At 61.5% G+C, this 18,635-nt stretch carries 16 protein-coding genes; 2 read left to right on the top strand and 14 right to left on the bottom strand.

The features are described 5' to 3' along the window. From QMA15_RS04585 to QMA15_RS04540, 10 genes are all read right to left on the bottom strand, one after another. Complete coding sequence (locus QMA15_RS04585) at positions 1 to 837, bottom strand: ABC transporter permease (protein ID WP_290283727.1); 837 nt, start codon at positions 835 to 837, stop codon at positions 1 to 3. Continuing rightward, complete coding sequence (locus QMA15_RS04580; RefSeq protein ID WP_279162959.1) at positions 834 to 1,697, bottom strand: ABC transporter ATP-binding protein; 864 nt, start codon at positions 1,695 to 1,697, stop codon at positions 834 to 836. Before QMA15_RS04580 ends, QMA15_RS04585 begins: the two co-directional genes overlap by 4 nt. Continuing rightward, on the bottom strand, positions 1,694 to 2,677 hold the full coding sequence (locus tag QMA15_RS04575) for an ABC transporter substrate-binding protein (RefSeq protein WP_007731624.1): 984 nt from the start codon (positions 2,675 to 2,677) through the stop codon (positions 1,694 to 1,696). Before QMA15_RS04575 ends, QMA15_RS04580 begins: the two co-directional genes overlap by 4 nt. A gap of 204 nt (positions 2,678 to 2,881) precedes the next feature. Continuing rightward, positions 2,882 to 3,838 carry an NAD(P)-dependent oxidoreductase gene (locus QMA15_RS04570; RefSeq protein ID WP_019746501.1) on the bottom strand — a complete coding sequence of 319 codons (957 nt, stop codon included), beginning with the start codon at positions 3,836 to 3,838 and terminating at the stop codon, positions 2,882 to 2,884. A gap of 109 nt (positions 3,839 to 3,947) precedes the next feature. Continuing rightward, positions 3,948 to 4,820: an alpha/beta hydrolase gene (locus QMA15_RS04565; protein ID WP_279162958.1), complete on the bottom strand. Its 873-nt coding sequence runs from the start codon at positions 4,818 to 4,820 to the stop codon at positions 3,948 to 3,950. Positions 4,821 to 4,850: 30 nt separating this feature from the next. Further along, positions 4,851 to 5,807 carry a catechol 1,2-dioxygenase gene (locus tag QMA15_RS04560; RefSeq protein ID WP_290283726.1) on the bottom strand — a complete coding sequence of 319 codons (957 nt, stop codon included), beginning with the start codon at positions 5,805 to 5,807 and terminating at the stop codon, positions 4,851 to 4,853. Further along, the gene (locus tag QMA15_RS04555) at positions 5,807 to 7,150 is read right to left on the bottom strand and encodes a peptidase dimerization domain-containing protein (protein WP_007731632.1); all 1,344 of its coding nucleotides are present in this window, start codon (positions 7,148 to 7,150) and stop codon (positions 5,807 to 5,809) included. Before QMA15_RS04555 ends, QMA15_RS04560 begins: the two co-directional genes overlap by 1 nt. 122 nt (positions 7,151 to 7,272) lie before the next feature. Then, a complete protein-coding gene (locus tag QMA15_RS04550; RefSeq protein ID WP_279162956.1) occupies positions 7,273 to 8,562 on the bottom strand; it encodes an aromatic ring-hydroxylating dioxygenase subunit alpha in 1,290 nt (429 codons plus the stop codon). Between the two features lie 81 nt (positions 8,563 to 8,643). Next, positions 8,644 to 9,042 (bottom strand): hypothetical protein, encoded by a 399-nt coding sequence (locus QMA15_RS04545; RefSeq protein ID WP_021332874.1) that lies wholly within the window; start codon positions 9,040 to 9,042, stop codon positions 8,644 to 8,646. Continuing rightward, a complete protein-coding gene (locus tag QMA15_RS04540) occupies positions 9,039 to 9,524 on the bottom strand; it encodes a hypothetical protein (RefSeq protein WP_021332873.1) in 486 nt (161 codons plus the stop codon). The genes QMA15_RS04545 and QMA15_RS04540 overlap by 4 nt, the downstream gene beginning before the upstream one ends. 101 nt (positions 9,525 to 9,625) lie before the next feature. Between QMA15_RS04540 and QMA15_RS04535 the strand changes: the two genes are divergently transcribed. After that, entirely contained in the window at positions 9,626 to 10,477 is an 852-nt protein-coding gene (locus tag QMA15_RS04535) for an alpha/beta hydrolase (protein ID WP_021342530.1), read from the top strand. Positions 10,478 to 10,484: 7 nt separating this feature from the next. Continuing rightward, a complete protein-coding gene (locus QMA15_RS04530) occupies positions 10,485 to 11,666 on the top strand; it encodes a multidrug effflux MFS transporter (protein WP_279162955.1) in 1,182 nt (393 codons plus the stop codon). A 5-nt stretch (positions 11,667 to 11,671) separates the two neighbouring features. Here QMA15_RS04530 and QMA15_RS04525 read toward each other — a convergent pair whose 3' ends face one another. From QMA15_RS04525 to QMA15_RS04510, 4 genes are all read right to left on the bottom strand, one after another. Then, entirely contained in the window at positions 11,672 to 12,415 is a 744-nt protein-coding gene (locus QMA15_RS04525) for an IclR family transcriptional regulator (protein ID WP_279162954.1), read from the bottom strand. Between the two features lie 70 nt (positions 12,416 to 12,485). Next, a complete protein-coding gene (locus tag QMA15_RS04520) occupies positions 12,486 to 14,417 on the bottom strand; it encodes an ABC transporter ATP-binding protein (protein WP_020968186.1) in 1,932 nt (643 codons plus the stop codon). Continuing rightward, on the bottom strand, positions 14,414 to 16,147 hold the full coding sequence (locus QMA15_RS04515) for an ABC transporter ATP-binding protein (protein WP_279162953.1): 1,734 nt from the start codon (positions 16,145 to 16,147) through the stop codon (positions 14,414 to 14,416). Before QMA15_RS04515 ends, QMA15_RS04520 begins: the two co-directional genes overlap by 4 nt. Positions 16,148 to 16,261: 114 nt before the next feature. Further along, positions 16,262 to 18,616: an MMPL family transporter gene (locus QMA15_RS04510; protein WP_279162952.1), complete on the bottom strand. Its 2,355-nt coding sequence runs from the start codon at positions 18,614 to 18,616 to the stop codon at positions 16,262 to 16,264. Positions 18,617 to 18,635: the final 19 nt, after the last annotated feature.

Here is an 18,635-nt window from a genome sequence, read left to right as displayed (position 1 = left end):
CTATTTGACGCCGTAACGGGCGAGGTACCGCGAGGACAGAATGCGGAGAATCCGGTCGAAGATGAAGCCCATGATGCCCAGGACGATGATGCCGACGAATGTCCAGTCGATCCGGCCATAGTTTCGAGCCTGCCAGATCATCGAACCGATACCCTGGTCGGCGGCGACGATCTCCGCCGACACGATGGTGAGGAAGCTGTTGCCCATCGCCAGGCGAGCGCCCGTGACGATGCCGGGGATCGACGAGGGCAGGACCACCGTCTTCATGATCTGAAGTTTGTTGGCACCAAGATTTGCCGCTGCCTGCAGTTTGTTCTCGCTGATCGCGACAGTTGCGGCAATCGTGCTGACCGTGACGATGAATACCGAGGTGTAGAAGATCAGCACAACCTTCGACGTCTCACCGATGCCGAACCACACGACGGCGAGAGTGACAAACGCAATAGGCGGAATGAACCGGAAGAACTCGATGCACGGATCGAGGAGCTGTCGCACAATGGCAATGCGGCCCATCAGAATTCCGACGGGAGCACCGATTACGACACCCAGGAACCAGCCGATGAGGATGCGCTGGCCCGATGCGGTGATCGACGACCACAGAACGCCGCTCTCCCACAGTTCCTGTGCCGCCGACCATACTTCGGCCGGTGATGCAATGGTGGTCGGCCCGTACCACCACGCCAAGAACGACCAGATGCCCAAACCGATTGCCGCTGAGGCCGCATACATCAGCGTCGCTTTGACAATCTTGGACCGTCGCGCCGATGAACGCTTCTGTGTCTGCGTCACCTTCACTGTTCGTACGCCGGCTGAACCGCCGGTCACTACAGCCGTCACAGCTCATCCTCCTCGATGCCTTGGTTACGCAGGGACGCAACCACTTCTGCCCGGATGTCGTCCCGAAGCTTCTCGTAGAGTTGGATCACCTCTGGATCGTTACGGTCTCTCGGACGAGCCGCATCGACTTCGTAGACGCTTTTGATCCGGGCCCGCGGGCCGGCCGACATGACCACCACGCGGTCAGCCAACGTCAGCGCTTCGTCGATGTCGTGGGTCACGAAGACCACGGTGCAACGAGTATGTCGCCAGATGCGGTCGAGTTCAGTCTGCAGAACCTGCCGAGTCTGCGCATCCAACGCACCGAACGGCTCGTCCATGAGAACCAACGACGGTTGGTTGGCGAGAACTCGTGCAATCTGAACACGTTGTCGCATACCACCGGACAGCTGCGAGGGGAACTTCGCACCCGCGTGGGGCAGGCCGACCATCGCAAGGTACTCGGCCGCGATACTCGCCTGTTCGCTCCGGCTAGCACCACGCATCCTCGGTCCGTACGCCACGTTCTGGCTCACGGTCATCCATTCGAACAATGCTTCGGAGCTCTGAAACACCATGCCTGCGTGCCGGTTACTGCCGTCGATGACATCGCCGTCGCAGATGATCTCCCCCGCACTGGGCTCCACGAACCCGGCCATCGAGGAGAGCAGAGTTGACTTTCCGCAGCCGCTCGGACCAAGCAGACATACGAATTCTCCTGGCTGCACGTGCATGTCGATTCCGGCGACGATCTCCGCCGCGCCGAAGCTGATTCCGAGGTCGACCACGTCGATGGCAACACCGGTGTTCTTCTTGCCGGGGCCGGCTGTCCCCGCGCTATTCGTCGAGCTGGTCGTTGAACCACTTGTTGCGATACTCACTGTGCACCATCCTTGTACCAATCCAGAAGCATTGCCGATTCGAGATCCGGCTGGTCGCTGAGAACACCGATCGACTTGTAGAAATCTACGATCGACTGAGCCGACTCGACATCCGCAGCTTCGAGATTCACCACGGCGAAGTCGATCTCGTCCACCGCGGCAATAGTCTGATCCTCGCTGACGTTCACAGCCGCCTTGGTCGCGGACGCTGCCACGCCCGGATCCGACTCGACCTTGCGCGTTGCCTCGTCGAGCACCTTCGCGACGGTTCGCGCTGTCTCTTCGTTGGCCGACAACCACGGAGCCGTCGTGATCGCCCAATGATGATAGAACCAGCCGTAGTCTCCGGTTACTGCCACCACGTGGCCGGTTCCCTGATCCAGGGCGGTTGCCGGCCACGGCTCCCACAGGACAAACCCGTCGATGTCGCCGCGACTGAGCAGTGCGGGCATGTCCGTCGGGGTCGCCGAGATCATCTCGACCGAACCGGGGGCAATGGAGTTGGCAGCGAGGTACTTGTCCGTCGAAATCTGGCTGAGACCCGGGACGATGCCCATCTTCTTGATCGCAGCCGGTGAGTCGACACCGTTACGCAGCACGACCTTGATGTAGTCACCCGACGCCTCGTACGAGTACATCGCGCGCAACGACGGATTCTGACGCAACTGGGCGATCGTTGTCGTATCGGAGCTACCGGCGATCTGGACCTGCCCGGTCGAGAGTGCGTCGACGGCCTCGCCACCACGACCGAACTGGACGAGTTCGACGTCCAAACCGGCAGCGTCGAACATGCCTTCCTGATCCGCTACGAAGAACGGAGCGTAGGAAGCATCGATTCCGACTGCGATACGCAGTGGTCCACTTCCGGCGGAATCAGCTGTGCTTTGCGTCGCCGGGCGGCTGCATGCGCCGGTTGCAACGGTCAGCAGCAGTGCAGCCGAAACAAGAGCAGTCCTTCCAAACTTTGACAGCGAGGCCATCTACTCACACCTTTGTTTGTGATCTGTGCCGCAGTTGCGGGTCGTGGAGAGCAAACCTAGCTGTGTGTACCTACACCCGAGAACCAACCGGGTCCACCGTGCGGACCGGGGACAGGAACTTACCTCGGCGAAACACTGCACCTGGAGGAACGTGCGGACCGAAATACTTCGGTAACACGGCCCTCGATCACAATGTCCACCGAATCACAATGTCCACCGAATTGTCTGCGAGCGCAGCGCACTGGCGACATTCTGCGCCGTCATCGAATAGATCGACGCACGCGCTCCGGCGCTGCCGCCGGCGACGTGCGGGCTCAGGAGGGTCGAATCGAATCCACGGAGCGGGCTCGAAATCGGTAGTGGTTCAACGTCGAACACATCGAGGGCAGCGCCGCCGACATGCCTGGAACGCAAGGCACGCGCCAATGCCGCGTCGTCGACGACAGCGCCGCGCGCCACATTGACCACGATCGCTCCGGTGGGCAACTGCGCAACTCGATGGGAATTGATCAGTCCCCGAGTTGATTCCGTAAGCGGGACGGCCAGCACCAGGACATCCGCGAGAGGCAGTAACTCGTCGAGTGACACAAACGTCGCAGCCACAGTGTCACGCGGTCTCGAACGCGCGGTGACGTAGACGTCGCAACCGAAGGCGGCAAACAATTCTGCACACCGGCGGCCGATCGAACCGACACCTACGACGCCGACCCGGCGCTGCGCCAGATCGCGGCAATCGCGCGTCAGGATGGATTCCTGTGGCCATCGACCATCGGTAACCTCGTTGTGCGCCCAGAACATGGAGCGGCACAACACACCTGCCGCGAGCACTGCCCACTCCGCAACCGAATTCGCGTTTGCACCGGGAGTATTCGCCACCGGAACTCCGGCAGCGCGCCAGGCTTCGGCATCGATGAAATTGGTTCCGGCACCAGGCTGTTGGACGAGGAGCACATTCCGGCCGAGCTCTGCTTCCTCCTTGCCCAGTGGCAGATCACCACTCCAGTCCCCCACCACGACGTCGCATGTCGGCAACTCCGCACGGAGCGCCCCCGTGGTGCGCTCAGGTAATCGAACTACCTCCGCCTCACCCCTGACGGCGTCACGGATTGCGGTACCGAGTCCGTTGTCGGCGTCGGCCGTCAGCAGAAGTACTTTCTTCACGAGAACTCCTTCGCTGTAAGACGATGACTGTACCTTCGAAAACGCGGAAGCCGGCCTCCCAATCGAGAGACCGGCTCCATTACGCAGCAGTATATTTGGCAGGAACTTCTCAGATAGCTGCCTTCGCGCTGGCTGATGCCTTTGCCAAGAACTCGAGGCTCAGCGGGTTGTACTTCGCTGCCTGCTCGTGCTGCGGCCAGTGACCGCACTCCGAGTAGAGTTCGAGCTGAGCGCCCGGAATATCCTCGGCCATCTTCTTCGCTTCCGGAACATCACCGAACGGATTTTCCTGACCCCAGACCACAAGAGTCGGCACCTTGATGAGTGCCATTCGATCCGGGCGCAGCAGGTTCCGCTGGCGAACCTCCATCTCCTGCAAGGAAAGGAGGTTGTGGATGTTGGCGACAAAATCAGGCTGATGGTAGATCCGGTGACGAGCCTGAACCAATTCCTCGGTTGCATCGGCGGGATCATGCATGAGCAACTGCATACGTGCGCGGGTCAATTCGATGTCGTCGCTCTGGACGGCCTTCGCGGTCGACGTCTTGATGCGCTCCATGACTACCGGGTTCGCGACTGTTCCGCCTGCTGCCAGCAACTGCAGCGACAGAACACGTTCGGGCTGCTCGCTGGCCAGGTAGGCAGCGACCCAACCACCGAGGCTTTCGCCCACCAAGTGCACACGGTCCAGTCCGACCGCGTCGAGGTAGTTCACCAAATGCTCGACGTAGCGCGGAATCTCGTACGGGTAGTCAGGCTTGCCGGTGTAACCATGGCCGAGCATGTCGATCGCGTGAACCCGGTAAGACTCGGCGTGCGGTGCAATATTGCGTGCAAATGCCTCGAGGTGTCCGCTGGTGCCGTGCAGGAAGATCACGGCCTCGTCACCGGATCCTGCCTGCAGAGAGCGCGTGGGCACACCGCCGGCGTCGACGGTCGTCAACTCGAAATCGAGTCCGGCAAGTTCGTTCCAGATTGTCATCAGAGAAACTTCCTTTACTGAAGGTGCAGATTATGTTGTTGCGCTGGCTGTTCCAGCTGGATCGAGAATCGTGACACCCATACCGGTGAGCCACTCGGGAATCGCTTCGTAGGCAAGGCATTCACCCGGAACGTAGTCGAGCATCGCGGCCATCATGAGCCAGGTCCGCAACTCCTGCGCACCGTTGCCCGCCTCGTCTTCGATCTGCTGCGTCGTGAACTCGGCAAGCTCACTTGCCTTGCCACTGGCAAACAGATCAAGAATTCGGTCATCGAACTCCGGAGTGATCGCGGCATCGGCCGCGCGGATGATCTGGCGTCGCCGGACGTCGTAGTCGGACCAGTTCTCCCGGCCGTCCAGCCAGGCTTGAACCATGAAATCCTCGTCCTCACCGTGCGGATCACGCCAGTCCGGCCAGGGCAGACGATGAGACAATCCGCCGGACGCGATCACCACGACGCGGGTATCCGCCGAGTACGACGCAACGGCATCCCGCAGGGCCTTCGCCACTTCCTCACATCGCTTGAACGTCGGGAGAGGCGGCGCGAATACGTTGACCACCAACGGAACTATCGGAACATCGATACCGTCGAGAAGGTACTGAATCGCGTGAGACTGACCATGATCGATCTGCAATCGCGCCGAGTAGGCAAGATCGAACCGGCCACCTTCGATCAGCTCGTTTGCAAGGTGCCTGGCGAACTCCACGTCGACCCGTTGCGGTCCCTTGGGTGTTCCTGACTCGCCACTGGAAATGCACTCTCCGACGCCGAGAGTGAACGCCGGAATCAGATCCAGCCAGAAACCGCGAAAGTGGTTGGAGCCGAGAATCAAGACAACATCGGGTTTCGACGCCGCGATCTTCTCCCGGCTCATATACAGCGCGTCCCGGAAGCGTTCGGCCTCCGCCTTGTGCGTCGTCTCTTCCCAATGGGTGTTCATCAAGGTGCTGTGGGAGGCACCGATACCCAGAACTATCTTCGCCATCAGTCGATTCCTACTTCCTCGAGCGAGCGGGTGACGGTGTCGAGGGCCACTCGGATCAGATACTTCGTAAATCTCTCCGCCGCAGCCAGATCCACAGTGTTCATCCCCATCGCGAAGTCCACCTCGAACGGTGCGTCGACCACCTTGGGCATACCCACCCGAATCGTCGGGATCCCGCGGCTGCGCAGGATGTTTGCGTCGGTGGCTCCACTCGCGTCGAAGAAGTCCTGATGCGGCTCTCCTTCGGCAGCTTCCCACGCGTGGACTGCGGCGCGGCGCAACCACATTCGAGGGTCGGAACCCTCACCGGGGATGGCAAGAACCTGTTCGACGTCGATCTGCAGATCCAGCGATTGTGCGATCTCCGCCACGACGGCTTTGAGTTCGCGCTTGGCCGCGGTGGGCGTCGTCCGCGGGCTGAGCCGCAGATCAACGGTAAGGCGCACCTGCTCGGGGGTGAACGACGCTGTTCGCTCCCACCCGCCGCGGATGTTGGCAACGATCCCCTGAGGCGCAACCAAACCGTCCTGATGCGCCGCCGAGTACTTCGGGAACCATTCCTCCAACTTGGCGACCACCTCGCCGGCGGCGGTAATCGCGTTGCGGTACGGCAACCGGTGGCGCGAACCGACGTAGGTGTGCAGACCGTGCACCGTGATCTCGAACCAGGCCAGGCCCACTTCTTCCCAGGAAACCGTCCAGCCGGGCTTGGCGATCAGCGCGCAGTCCGCCCACACTCCCTGTTCCAGGAGGAACGAGCAGCCGACGCCCTGGCCGGTGTTGCGTCGGGGGTTTCCGACACCCGGGCGGGCATTGGTCGGCATACCGCCGGCGCCGAATCCGAGTACCAGGTCACCGCGGAGCGGAATACCCGCTGCGGCAATTGCTTCGGCCGCCGCGACGATGCAGACGGCGTGGCCTTTAGGGTTCGACGCACCCAATCCGATCACGTAGTTCTCGTCGAACTGAGCGTGCGGCGTCAGATCCGCTCGCAACTCGTTTCCCACCCACGGCAGGTCTTCCGCCGGATCGCCCGTCGTGACGGTGTCGATCGGCGCATACAGCAACAGGTCCGGTCCGGACCCGTCACCGCGGAGCCTTCCCCACGAGTTCGCTTGCCGATCATCGAGATCCATTGTGTGGGCCTCGATGCCCGACGCTGCCAGGACCGCCGTGATGTGGCGGGCCAGCGGTGCTTCATCACCCGTCGGGCTGGGAATGTTCACCACCGAAGTGGCGAGATCCCGCAATCGCGCACGATCGACATGGGCGTAGGCTCGCTCGACCCATTCCCGGCGCTCGTCGCCTAGGCCTGCGAGAGCGTCGGCCCTCGCAGTGGTCATGGATTGACCTGATGTACCTGAGTATTGCTGCGCTCGCCGGCCATCTGCCACAGCTTGGGAACTGCCACTGCAACAGCGGCACCGATAGCGACAGCCGTCAGAATCTTGAACATGTATCTCTCCTATTCGCTGGTGCCGGTGGGAATCTGAGCGTCGGCGACAGGGGCCGAGCGGGGCGTTGGCGTCCGTCGCTCTCGGGTGGGCCTGACCGGCGCCTTGGGGGTGTGCTTGGCCGCGTCGGCGATCTTCTCGGCGTACTCTTCCTCTGCCAGATTTCGCCACGTCGTCAGCGACACGTCCGGTCGGTACAGCTTCTCCGGCGGCGCGTCGGTAACCTCGACCATCCACGCATCCTGACCCGAGAACTGACCGTGGAACAGCCAGCGGATCGCGCCGAGATACTTGGCGTAGAAGCCCAATTTTGCTGCGCCGGAGACGAAGTTGACCATGAGGCCGACGTACTTGTGGTTGTCTTCGTCCACCGGGACGTAGAACTCGTAATGAATGAACTTGGGGTACGCGATGCGCAGGACACCCGGCATGGACAGTGAAGCAAAACCGGGGAAGTTCTGAGCTGCGATCACAGGATTGACATCCAGGCCGGCGCCGACGTTTCCGATCTGCGAAATCTGGGTCTCGTCCGGCTTCTTCTTCCACCACCGCTTGTTCGTCCAGGTTCCCACGCCCGGGAATTCCGCCTCCCAGTACACCTCTTCCTGCACGCGGTAGATCCAGCGTCCCTCCGGAACGATGCTCGTGATGTTCCACGTGGGCATCGGCTTGAACAGACGCCACAATGCGGTGCGGTGCAGGTACTTCGCATGTCCCTCGTCGAAACCGTTCTCACATGCGAAGCGCCAGTTGCCTTCTCGGGGCTGAATACGACCACCGACGATACCCTTGTTCTCCACCAGCTCACGCGGCAACTGGTCGTCGATGGACGGCGCCGGCTCGTTGGCGATCGGGATGTACACCCACACCATCCCGAGTCGCTCCTCGATCGCATAGGTCTGGACGTTCAGCTTGCCGCAGATCTTGGAATCCGGACCGTCGGTGATGACCGCGGCCAGCTTGCCGTCGGTGAGCCGGTACGTCCAGCCGTGGTACGGGCAGCTGACGGTTCCCGGGAACTGCTGATCGCCCTCGGACAACGGAACGCCGCGGTGCGGGCACCGATCGTGCAGGGCATATGCCTTGCCTGCGTCGCGGATGATCGCCAGCTTTTCACCACAGATGGTGAAGCTCTTGGGGTCTTTGGTGATGTGGTTCGACCACGTGACCGGGTACCAGTAACCGCGGTATCCGCTGCCGGCTGCGTTGTAACCCGGCCATGCCGTCCAATCCTGCCGACCGGCCGCTCGTGGCCGCTCGGGCAGCGCGAACGTGGCTTCCGACGCCTCGACACCAGTCATGTGAAGTCCTCTCGACACTGAACGTTTGAATGAAACAGATCTTGGGTGAGATTGCGGTCTACGCCAATGGATTCGGTTCGCTCAGCAGACCCGGACCACCACAGCGGTTCCGACGGCACACAGCACGCCATTGTCCGAATGCTCCCGCAACGCCAAAGTTAGTTGGTCACTGTCGATTTGGGACACTTCACCCGACACCTCGAGTGTGGTTCCGACGGGCGCGGGCGCACGATTCTGCCAGGAGACTGACACAACTCCTTCGTATCCACCGGCAAAGTGTGACGCGGCACGAAAGAACAGCGTGCCCTGCAACTGGGCCATGACCACCGGGGCGGACAACCCCTCCGTCTGTGCATAGGAGGCGTCGTAGTGAATACGGTGCGAATTGTGCGTCGACGCCCCGAATCGAAGGATCCGAACCGGATCGCAGACCAAGGTTACCGATTCGATCGGCGTGCCCACGACTACTGTTTCGGTCATCGGACGATGAACTTCTCGACGACCTCGGCAAATGCGCCGGACTGCGCACCCCGGTAAGTCTTGGTGACCGAGAGCAGCAGAAACTCGTCCGGAGCCCGGCCCTTGGTCGTCGCAGTATCGAGTACGCGCCCTACGACGACAGCCTCATCCAGCGGGGCCGGTCGCAAGAACGTCACACTCTGCCCGCCGGCCATCAAGCGCACGTCGATACCGTCTGTGCCCGGCACTTCGTCACGGAACATGCCGTCTGCTCGGTACTCTCGATCGGAGCCGCCTTGCGGTCCTCGCAAAAGCGAAGGCAGATACATCGGATGGACGGCAAATGCCGGGTGCTCCGGGTCGAGAAACCGGGAGTCCGTCTCGGCGGCGGCAACCGCAAACGCAACCGACTCCGCCGGACGCACTGGTCCCAGCTCTCGCGTTTCCCGCGTACCGATCATCGCCTCCGCGCGATCACGCGCGTGCTCGAGTTCTGTTCTCATGCCAGCACGCTAGGCATTCGGAAGTCTCACAGCCACGAACCGGGTTCGCCTGCCGGACCGCAATACTTCCCACACCGCTCACCTCGAGGTCAGGTATAGCCATGGCTGATCAACCGAAGAGCTTGTACGCCAAAGCAGATGGCGTCACATTCCATTACTACGACCTCGGCGAGGGCGACCCCACGATTTTCCTGCACGGAGGCGGCCCCGGCTGCACTGCGTGGTCCGACTTCGGGCCGGTGGCACCGCTCTTCGCCTCGGATCGACGAGCGATTCTCGTTGATCTTCTGCAATACGGTCGGTCCGACAAGTGCACCATCACCGGCCCCATGTGGGACTTCCACGCCGCCAAGATGGTTGCCCTGCTCGACGAGCTCGGAATCGAACGCGCAGACTTCGTCTGCAACTCGTGGGGCGGCACCATAGCGCTCAATCTTGCGGCAAAGTACCCGGAACGCGTTCGCTCCCTGGTGATCACGGGCAGCATGCCCGTCTTCTACGGACCACTCGCGCCGCTCCCCGAGGACGGCCGTCGTGGTCGCAACGCCCGCGACGTCTACTACGGCGGCACCGGCCCCACCCTCGAAAAACTCCGCACCTTGATCACCAGTCTCGAATGGTTCGACGGATCGAAGTTGCCCGCCGAAACCCTCCAGATGCGATACGAGCAAAGTCTCGACCCCGAAGAAATGGCCCTGGCTGCCTCGGCGGACTCACCTCGTGGCGATTGGCAGGATCTCACAGCTGAACTCGGCCAGATCCAGGCGCCGACGCTCTTCGCCTGGGGCATGCACGACGCATTCCTCACCCCGGACTACCCGCTCATGCTGGCGCGGATGATTCCCCATGGCCATCTCTACATCATGGACAAGGCGTCGCATCATCTTCAGGAAGAACGACCATACGACTACTACAGCGTAGTTTCGGGTTTCCTTGACCAACAGCACAACTGAACGAACGGTGATCGCCCCGACGGGCGGTGCACGGATCCGATTGGTACTGCTTCTCGGAATTCTCACCGCCCTCGGGCCGTTCACCGTCGACATGTATCTTCCTGCGCTACCACAGATCACGCAGGAATTCGGCACGTCGGACACGATGGTTCAGCTGACCCTCACGGGCACACTGCTGGGTCTGGCTTTCGGCCAGTTGCTCATCGGCCCACTGTCCGACATCTACGGACGTCGACGTCCCCTGCTCGTGGGCACAGTAATTCACGTCGGCGCGTCGTTGGCCTGCTTCTTTGCTCCGTCCATCGAAGTCCTCACTGCGCTGCGAACCCTTCAAGGTTTCGGCGCCGCCGCGACGGGCGTGATCGCGATGGCAATCGTTCGTGATCTATTCACCGGACACGATGCGGCAGTTGTACTTTCGCGGCTGATGTTGGTCATGGGCGTAGCGCCCATCCTGGCCCCCTCCATCGGCGGGGCACTGATGTCCGTAACACAGTGGCGCGGAGTCTTTCTCGCTCTCTTCACCCTGGGCATCGCGATGATCGCACTCGCGGCAGTATCGCTGCCGGAAACACTTCCACCCGAGAATCGGTCGGGCAAGGGCATCGGCGCCATCGCGCGAAACTACATTGCGCTCGGCAAGGATGCCCACTTCATGGTGTTGGTGCTCGTGTGCGGTCTCGGCCGCGGCGTTTTGTGGTCGTACATCGCCGCGTCGTCCTACGTGATGCAGGAACAGTTCGGACTGAGCGCCACCGCATACGGATTTGCCTTTGCCGGCGGCGCCGTCGTTTTGATCGGTTCGTCCCAGCTCAACGTCGTGCTTCTCGGCCGGTGGTCGCCGAATTCCATCACGATCTGGGCAATGTGGGGCAGTAGTGCCGTCGGCGCTGCATTTGTTGTTGTTGCCGCCACCGACTCGTGGGGATTCGTCGGGTTTGCCGTCCCCATCCTGCTGATGCTCTGCGCAACGGGTTTTGTCATGCCCAACGCACCGGCGGTTGCACTGTCCCGTCACGGAGAAGCCGCAGGCTCAGCAGCCGCGCTGATCGGATTTGCGCAGTTCGGCGCTGCCGCTGTGGTTGCGCCCATCGTCGGCCTTCTCGGCAACACCAGTCTTGCCGTGGCCATCTCCATGACCGGGGCTTCGGTTCTCGGCGTGATCGCGCTGCTCTGCGTGCGTCGATAAAACGGTTATGCCGAGCGTTCGAGAACCGATACCTTCCGGCTGATCCCTTCGGCCGCCGCGCGCAACGGTTCGGCAAAACGCTCGGTATCCATTCGATGCCGCGGACTCGACACACCGATCGCGGCAACTGCTTCACCAAGTCCACCGAAGATCGGGGCAGCGATACTCGATGTTCCCAGGCGAACCTCTTCGGTCTCGACCGCCAACTGCTGCGAACGAACAGCGTCGAGTTGCCTACGTAACCCGTCTTCCGAGTTCACCGTCCGATCGGTGAACTCGACAAATCCGTTGCCTGTCACCGCTCGAAAAACTGAATCCGGTGAGTACGCGAGTATCGCTTTGCCGGTTGCCGTGGCATACATCGGCAGCCGGCCAGCCACCCGCGACGGCAGGTCCACCCCGTGATGACCGGAGATCTTGTCGATGTACAGAACATCGAGGCCGTCGCGAATCGCGAGGTGAACCGTCTCCCGGGTCGCCGCGTGAAGATCCTGCACATACGTCAAGGACACCTCGCGCAGAATACGTTGACGAGGAACCAACTGCCCCAGTTCGAAGAGCCGTAACCCCAACCTGTACTTGGTTCCGACCCGTTCCAGTAGACCAAGAGACACCAGTTCACCGGCTATTCGATGCACCGTCGCCTTCGCAACACCACTCCGATTCGCAAGTTCGGTCAGCGACAGCGCACCCGAATCCGCATCGAAGGAATCGAGTATCAGGCGCGCTTTCCCCAGCAACGAATGCATCGCCGAGCGCCTCCAGTACACAGAATGTGGTCCACCCAGCGGACCAAGTCTGCTCCAGTCTACTGAGGCATCAGATCTCCGCGCCCACGAATTGGCTGTTGTACAGACGGAAGTACGCGCCGCGGGATTCGAGCAGAGCCTCATGGCTCCCCTGCTCCACGATCCGGCCTTCCTCCATCACCACGATCAGGTTCGCATCACGAATTGTCGAAAGACGGTGCGCGATGACAAAGCTGGTGCGGTCACTGCGCAGAACCGCGGTGGCGCTCTGGACCAGCAGTTCGGTGCGTGTGTCCACCGAACTGGTCGCCTCGTCGAGGATCAGAATAGACGGCTGCGAAATGAAGGCGCGGGCGATGGTGATGAGCTGCTTCTCGCCGGCACTGACGTTGCTGCCTTCCTCGTCGATGACCGTGTCGTAACCCTCAGGCAGAGAGTGCACGAACTTGTCGACGTAGCTCATCTCGGCCGCACGACGAATCTCCTCATCGGTGGCACCAGGCTTGCCGTACGCGATGTTCTCGCGGATGGTTCCACCGAACAGCCACGCGTCCTGCAGAACCATGCCGATGCGTGAACGTAGATCGTCTCGCGTCATGTCGGCGATATCGATACCGTCCAAAGTGATTCGGCCGGAATTGAGTTCGTAGAACCGCAGGATGAGGTTGACGAGGGTGGTCTTGCCTGCCCCTGTGGGGCCGACGATCGCAACCATCTGGCCGGGCTCGGCGGTCAGGGACAAGTCCTCGATCAGCGGCTGTTCCGGCTTGTAACTGAAGGTGACGTTCTCGAACTTGACGCGGCCCTTGTCAACCGTGGGCGACTTCGCGCCCTTCGGGTCCTCCGACTGCTCGTCTTGGTCGAGCAGCGCAAAAACACGCTCGGCCGAAGCGACACCGGACTGCAGCAGATTTGTCATCGACGCGATCTGCGTGAGCGGCTGGGTGAACTGACGCGAGTACTGGATGAACGCCTGCACGTCGCCGAGCGTCATCGTTCCGGATGCGACGCGCATACCACCCACCACTGCGATGGCAACGTAATTGAGGTTGCCGAGGAACATCACGGCCGGCATGACCAGACCGGAGATGAACTGCGCCTTGAAGCTCGACTCGTACAGATCCTCGTTCTGCTTGCGGAAGCGCTCCTCGACCTCGTGCTGGCGGCCGAATACCTTGACCAACTCGTGGCCACTGAAGGCTTCCTCGACCTGTGCATTGATTCCGCCAGTGCTCTTCCACTGCGCGACGAAGTGCTTCTGCGAACGCTTCGCGATGAACGCCGTGACCATGATCGACAGCGGAACAGTTGCCACCGCAATCAGGGCGAGTAGCGGCGAGATCCACAGCATCATCACCAGAATGCCCAGGACGGTCATCACCGACATGACCAACTGGCTGAGCGTCTGCTGCAAGCTCTGCGCGACATTGTCGATGTCATTGGTCACGCGCGAGAGTACGTCACCGCGGGCATGGGTATCGAAGTACCGCAAGGGAAGTCGATGAATCTTCTGCTCGACGTCCTCACGCAGACGGCGAACGGTCCGTTGCACCACGATGTTGAGCAGATACGCCTGCAGCCAACTGAACAGCGACGCGCAGACGAACAGCAGCAGCACGATCATCAAAACCTTGCCGACGGCGTCGAAATCGATTCCGGTTCCGGGCACTACGGCCATGCCGGACACCATGTCGGCGAGCTGACCCTGCCCCGAAGCGCGCAATCCTTCGACAGCCTGTTCCTTGGTCGTCCCCGGCTGGAGTTGCTTGCTGACGATGCCGTCGAAGATCAGATTGGTGGCGTTTCCCAGGATCTTCGGCGCGATCGAGGAAAGTACGACGCTTGCCGTCACCAAAGCGAAGATCAGGATGACGATCGGCTTGTCCGGGCTCAAGCGACCGAGGAGACGCTTGAGAGAAGGGCCGAAGTTCATGGCCTTCTTGGTGGGATCGCCGCCGCCGGGCGGGCCGATGGGAGGCGAGGAAGTCGGTCGATTACTCATGATGCGTCCTGTACGGCTAGCTGAGAGGCGACGATTTCGCCGTAGGTGGGACAACTGACCACGAGTTCGTCGTGCGTGCCGATCCCCACGATGGCGCCGTCGTCGAGCACGATGATCTGATCGGCCTCGACGATGGTGGAGATACGCTGCGCGACAACGACGATGCAGGCGTCTTGCGTGACCGGCCGGAGCGCCGCACGCAGCCGTGCGTCGGTAGTGAGGTCGAGTGCCGAGAAGGAATCGTCGAACAGATAGATCTGCGGCTTACGCACCAACGCTCTGGCGATGGCGAGTCTCTGACGCTGACCGCCCGATACCGTCGTACCGCCCTGTGCCACCGGTGTGCTCAGGCCTTCTGGCATGGCGCGGACGAAGTCGGCAGCTTGGGCGATCTCGAGGCACTCCCACAGCCATTCGTCGGTAGCTTCGGGGTTTCCGTAGCGGAGATTGGTGGCGACAGTGCCGGAGAACAGATACGGCTTCTGCGGGACCAGACCGATCACCGAGCAGAGCAACTCCGTGTCGATGTCGCGGACGTCGACTCCTCCCACCGATACCGATCCGGAGGTGGAGTCGATCAAACGCGGAATCAGGTTGAGCAGAGTGGTCTTTCCCGATCCGGTGCCGCCGATGATCGCCGTCGTCTTGCCGGGTTCGGCACGGAACGTGATGTCGCGCAATACAGGTTCCTCGGCTCCGGGGAACTGGAACTGAGCGCCACGAAGTTCGACGACTCCCGGGTCCTTCAGTTCTCGGACCGGGTTCTCGGGCGGAATCACCGACGAATCCGTGTCGAGCACCTCGGAGATACGTTCGGCGCACACCGACGCACGCGGCAGCATCACCGCCATGAAAGTGGCCATCATGACGGCCATCAGGATCTGCATGATGTAGCTGAGCATCGCGGTGAGCGAGCCGATCTGCATCGAGCCCTCGTTGATCTGATGGCCACCGAACCAGATGACCGCGACGCTGGTGACATTGCTGATCAGCATCACGAGCGGGAACATCAGTGCCATGAGGCGGCCGACGCCGAGTGCAGTCTCCGTCAGTTCGCGGTTGGCGTCGCCGAAACGCTCTACCTCGTACGGTTCCCGTACAAACGCTCGGACGACGCGGATGCCCGTGATCTGTTCGCGAAGAACACGGTTGACGGCGTCGAGGCGGCCCTGCATGACCCTGAATCCGGGGACCATCCGGGCAATCAGGAAACCCATCGAGACTACGAGGAGCGGGACGCTGATCCCGAGGATCCAGGAAAGATTCAGGTCCTGTCGTAGAGCCATGATGATGCCGCCGATACACATGATCGGCGCCATGACGAGGATGGTGCAACTCATCACGACCATCATCTGTACTTGCTGGACGTCGTTGGTATTGCGGGTGATCAGCGAAGGCGCACCGAAGTGCCCGACTTCCCTGGCCGAGAACGTCCCGACCTGATGCAGCACCGACGCTCGGAGGTCGCGTCCGACGCCCATGGCGACTCGTGCTCCGAAGAAGACGGCACCCACCGAGCACAGGATCTGCGTCAGCGTGACCATCAGCATCATCCCGCCGGTGGAGAGGATGTAGCCGGTGTCGCCTTTGGTCACGCCGTTGTCGATGATGTCGGCGTTGAGACTCGGAAGGTAAAGGGCCGCCATAGTCGAAATAAACTGCAGGACGACAACGCCCGTGAGTTCACCCCGGTACGGCGTCAGATAAGTGCGCAGCAGCCTGATCAGCATAGTGAGCGAAGGTTACCAATCCTGGCCGACATGTGCCGCTGGATATTTCGATACACAAAAACAGCTGTGCGCCTTTATTAACCGCGGGGGGTTAATAAAGGCGCACAGCAGAGATCAAGCAGATGCGGACTGCAGTTCCGCTTCCTTCTCGTCACGGAGGGCCTTGCTGAGCTTCTCACCCTCGATGTCGACGTTCGGCAGAATCTTGTCCAGCCACTTCGGCAGCCACCACGCCTTGTCGCCGAGCAGTGCCATGACGGACGGGATGATCACCATGCGCACGATGAAGGCGTCGAAGAACACCGCCGCGGCGAGCGCGAATCCGATCGACTTGATGAACGAGTTCGGTTCTGCGATGAAGGCACCGAACACGGAGATCATGATGACCGCGGCCGCACTGACCACGCGGGCACCGTGGTTGAAGCCGATGGTCACGGCCTCCTTCGCGCTCGCACCGTGGACGTACTCCTCACGCATACGCGTCACGAGGAACACCTGGTAGTCCATCGCCAACCCGAACACCACGCCGATCAGGAAGATCGGCATGAAACTCACGAGCGGTTGCGGGTTCGAGATGATGCCCAACCAACCGTGCTGGAAGATCGCCACCGTCGCACCGAATGTCGCGAGCACGCTGAGCAGGAAGCCGAGCGTCGCGGTCAGCGGAACCAGGATCGAGCGGAACACCAAGAGCAACAGAATGAATGCAAGGCCGACCACTACGGCAAGGTAGGGCACCAATGCATCCTTCAGCGTGTCCGAGACGTCGCCTTCGAGTGCGGTCTGACCAGTGATGCCGTAGCTGACGCCGATCGAATCGTTGAGTCCGCCTTCTGCTCCGCGGAGGCTGCCCACCAGGTCCATCGTGGCCGGATCGGTCGGTCCGCTCTTCGGAGTGATCAGTACCTGCGCGGTGTCGCCGGCTTCGTTGACCCTCACGACCTGTGCGTTCTGGACGTCACCGAAGCTCGAGATGGTCGAGACGACCTCCGCAAAGGCCTCCCCGGCGGGGACGCTGGCATCTTTGGCGTCGACAACCGCGATCAGCGGTCCGTTGCGGCCGTCACCGAAGCCCTCGTCGATCAGGTCGTACGCCTGACGCGCACTGGTCGCCGGGTCACCGGTGGCCTCCGACGGCAATGCCAGGCTCAATCCCGTTGCGGGCAGAGCCAATGCGCCCAGAAGAACTACTCCACCGATCAGCGGCACGAGCGGACGACGAACGACGGCGGTGATGAAGCGCAGAGCCAGCTTCGGCTTGCCTGAATCATCGTTTTCGGACTCCTCCGCGCGCTTGCTGAGGAAGGGAATCTTGCCGGCAAAAGCCTTGCGTCCGAACATTCCCAGGATCGCAGGCAGCAAGGTCAAGGCGATCAGAACCGCGATCAGCACGGTAAAGGCCGCTGCCGCACCCATGTCCGAGAGGAACGGGATACCGACGACACGCAAGGCAACGAGCGCGATGATGACTGTCAAACCGGCGAATACCACTGCGGAACCGGCGGTTCCGACGGCGCGACCTGCTGCTTCGGCACGGTTGTCGGTGAGGGTGAGCTCATGCCTGAACCTGGACATGATGAACAGCGAGTAGTCGATCGCCACGGCCAGACCGATCATGATCGCCAGCGTCGGAGTCATCGAACTGAGATCCATGAATCCGGTGGCAACCGTGATTCCAAGGCTGCCGATAGCGATACCGATGATCGCGGTGAGGAGCGGAAGCCCCGCGGCCACAAGCGAACCGAACGTGATGGCCAGAACGACAGCGGCAACGGCGATACCGATCAGCTCGGTGACACCACCGGGCATCTCCGCTTCCTGTGCAGCAGAACCACTGACCTGGACGTTGAGTCCCTCGGCCCGACCGACATCGGCTGCGGAGTTGATCGAATCACGTAACGCCTGATCGAGATCGGCGAAGTCACCGCTGAACGGAACCTCGACGTACCCGACCGTGCCGTCGGCACTGAGCGGCGACAACGCGCGCGCGTCGTCCACGGCCTGCGTCTCGGAAGTTCCAGCCGCAGCAGCCTTTTCCTTGAACATCGCAACCATGGAGTCGTTGCCGGTAACCGGATTGACCAACGCCTTCGCGGCCTGTTCCGGAGTGGCAGTCGCCGGGTCCACCTTGGCGGAGTCGGCGACCTTGTCGATGCCACGGATACTCTCGAGCATCTCGTCCATGGCCTTGACGTTCGCCGGATCGGCCAGCGTCGTGCCCGCCGGAGCTTGCACTACGTATCGTGCGCTCAGCGAATCCATCGGGTTGGGCGCGTCGGGAAAACGCTCCGCCATCAGGTCTTGCGCCTGCTGTGCCGGGGTTCCCGGAATGGAGAACGAATCCTTGGTGGGGCCGGACAGGGTGGCTGCCCCGACGCCCATCAGGACCAGGATTATCAGCCAAACGCTGAGGACCGCGCCTTTTCGCCGGTAGGCGAACTTGCCGATCCGATAAAGATAGGTGGCCACGACGGGCTCCTTGCTGTTT

The organism is Rhodococcus sp. APC 3903 (assembly GCF_030407755.1).
GTDB lineage: Bacteria > Actinomycetota > Actinomycetes > Mycobacteriales > Mycobacteriaceae > Rhodococcus_F > Rhodococcus_F erythropolis.
The sequence above is the reverse complement of the archived record's forward strand: the minus strand, read 5'-3'. Positions and strand labels throughout refer to the sequence as shown.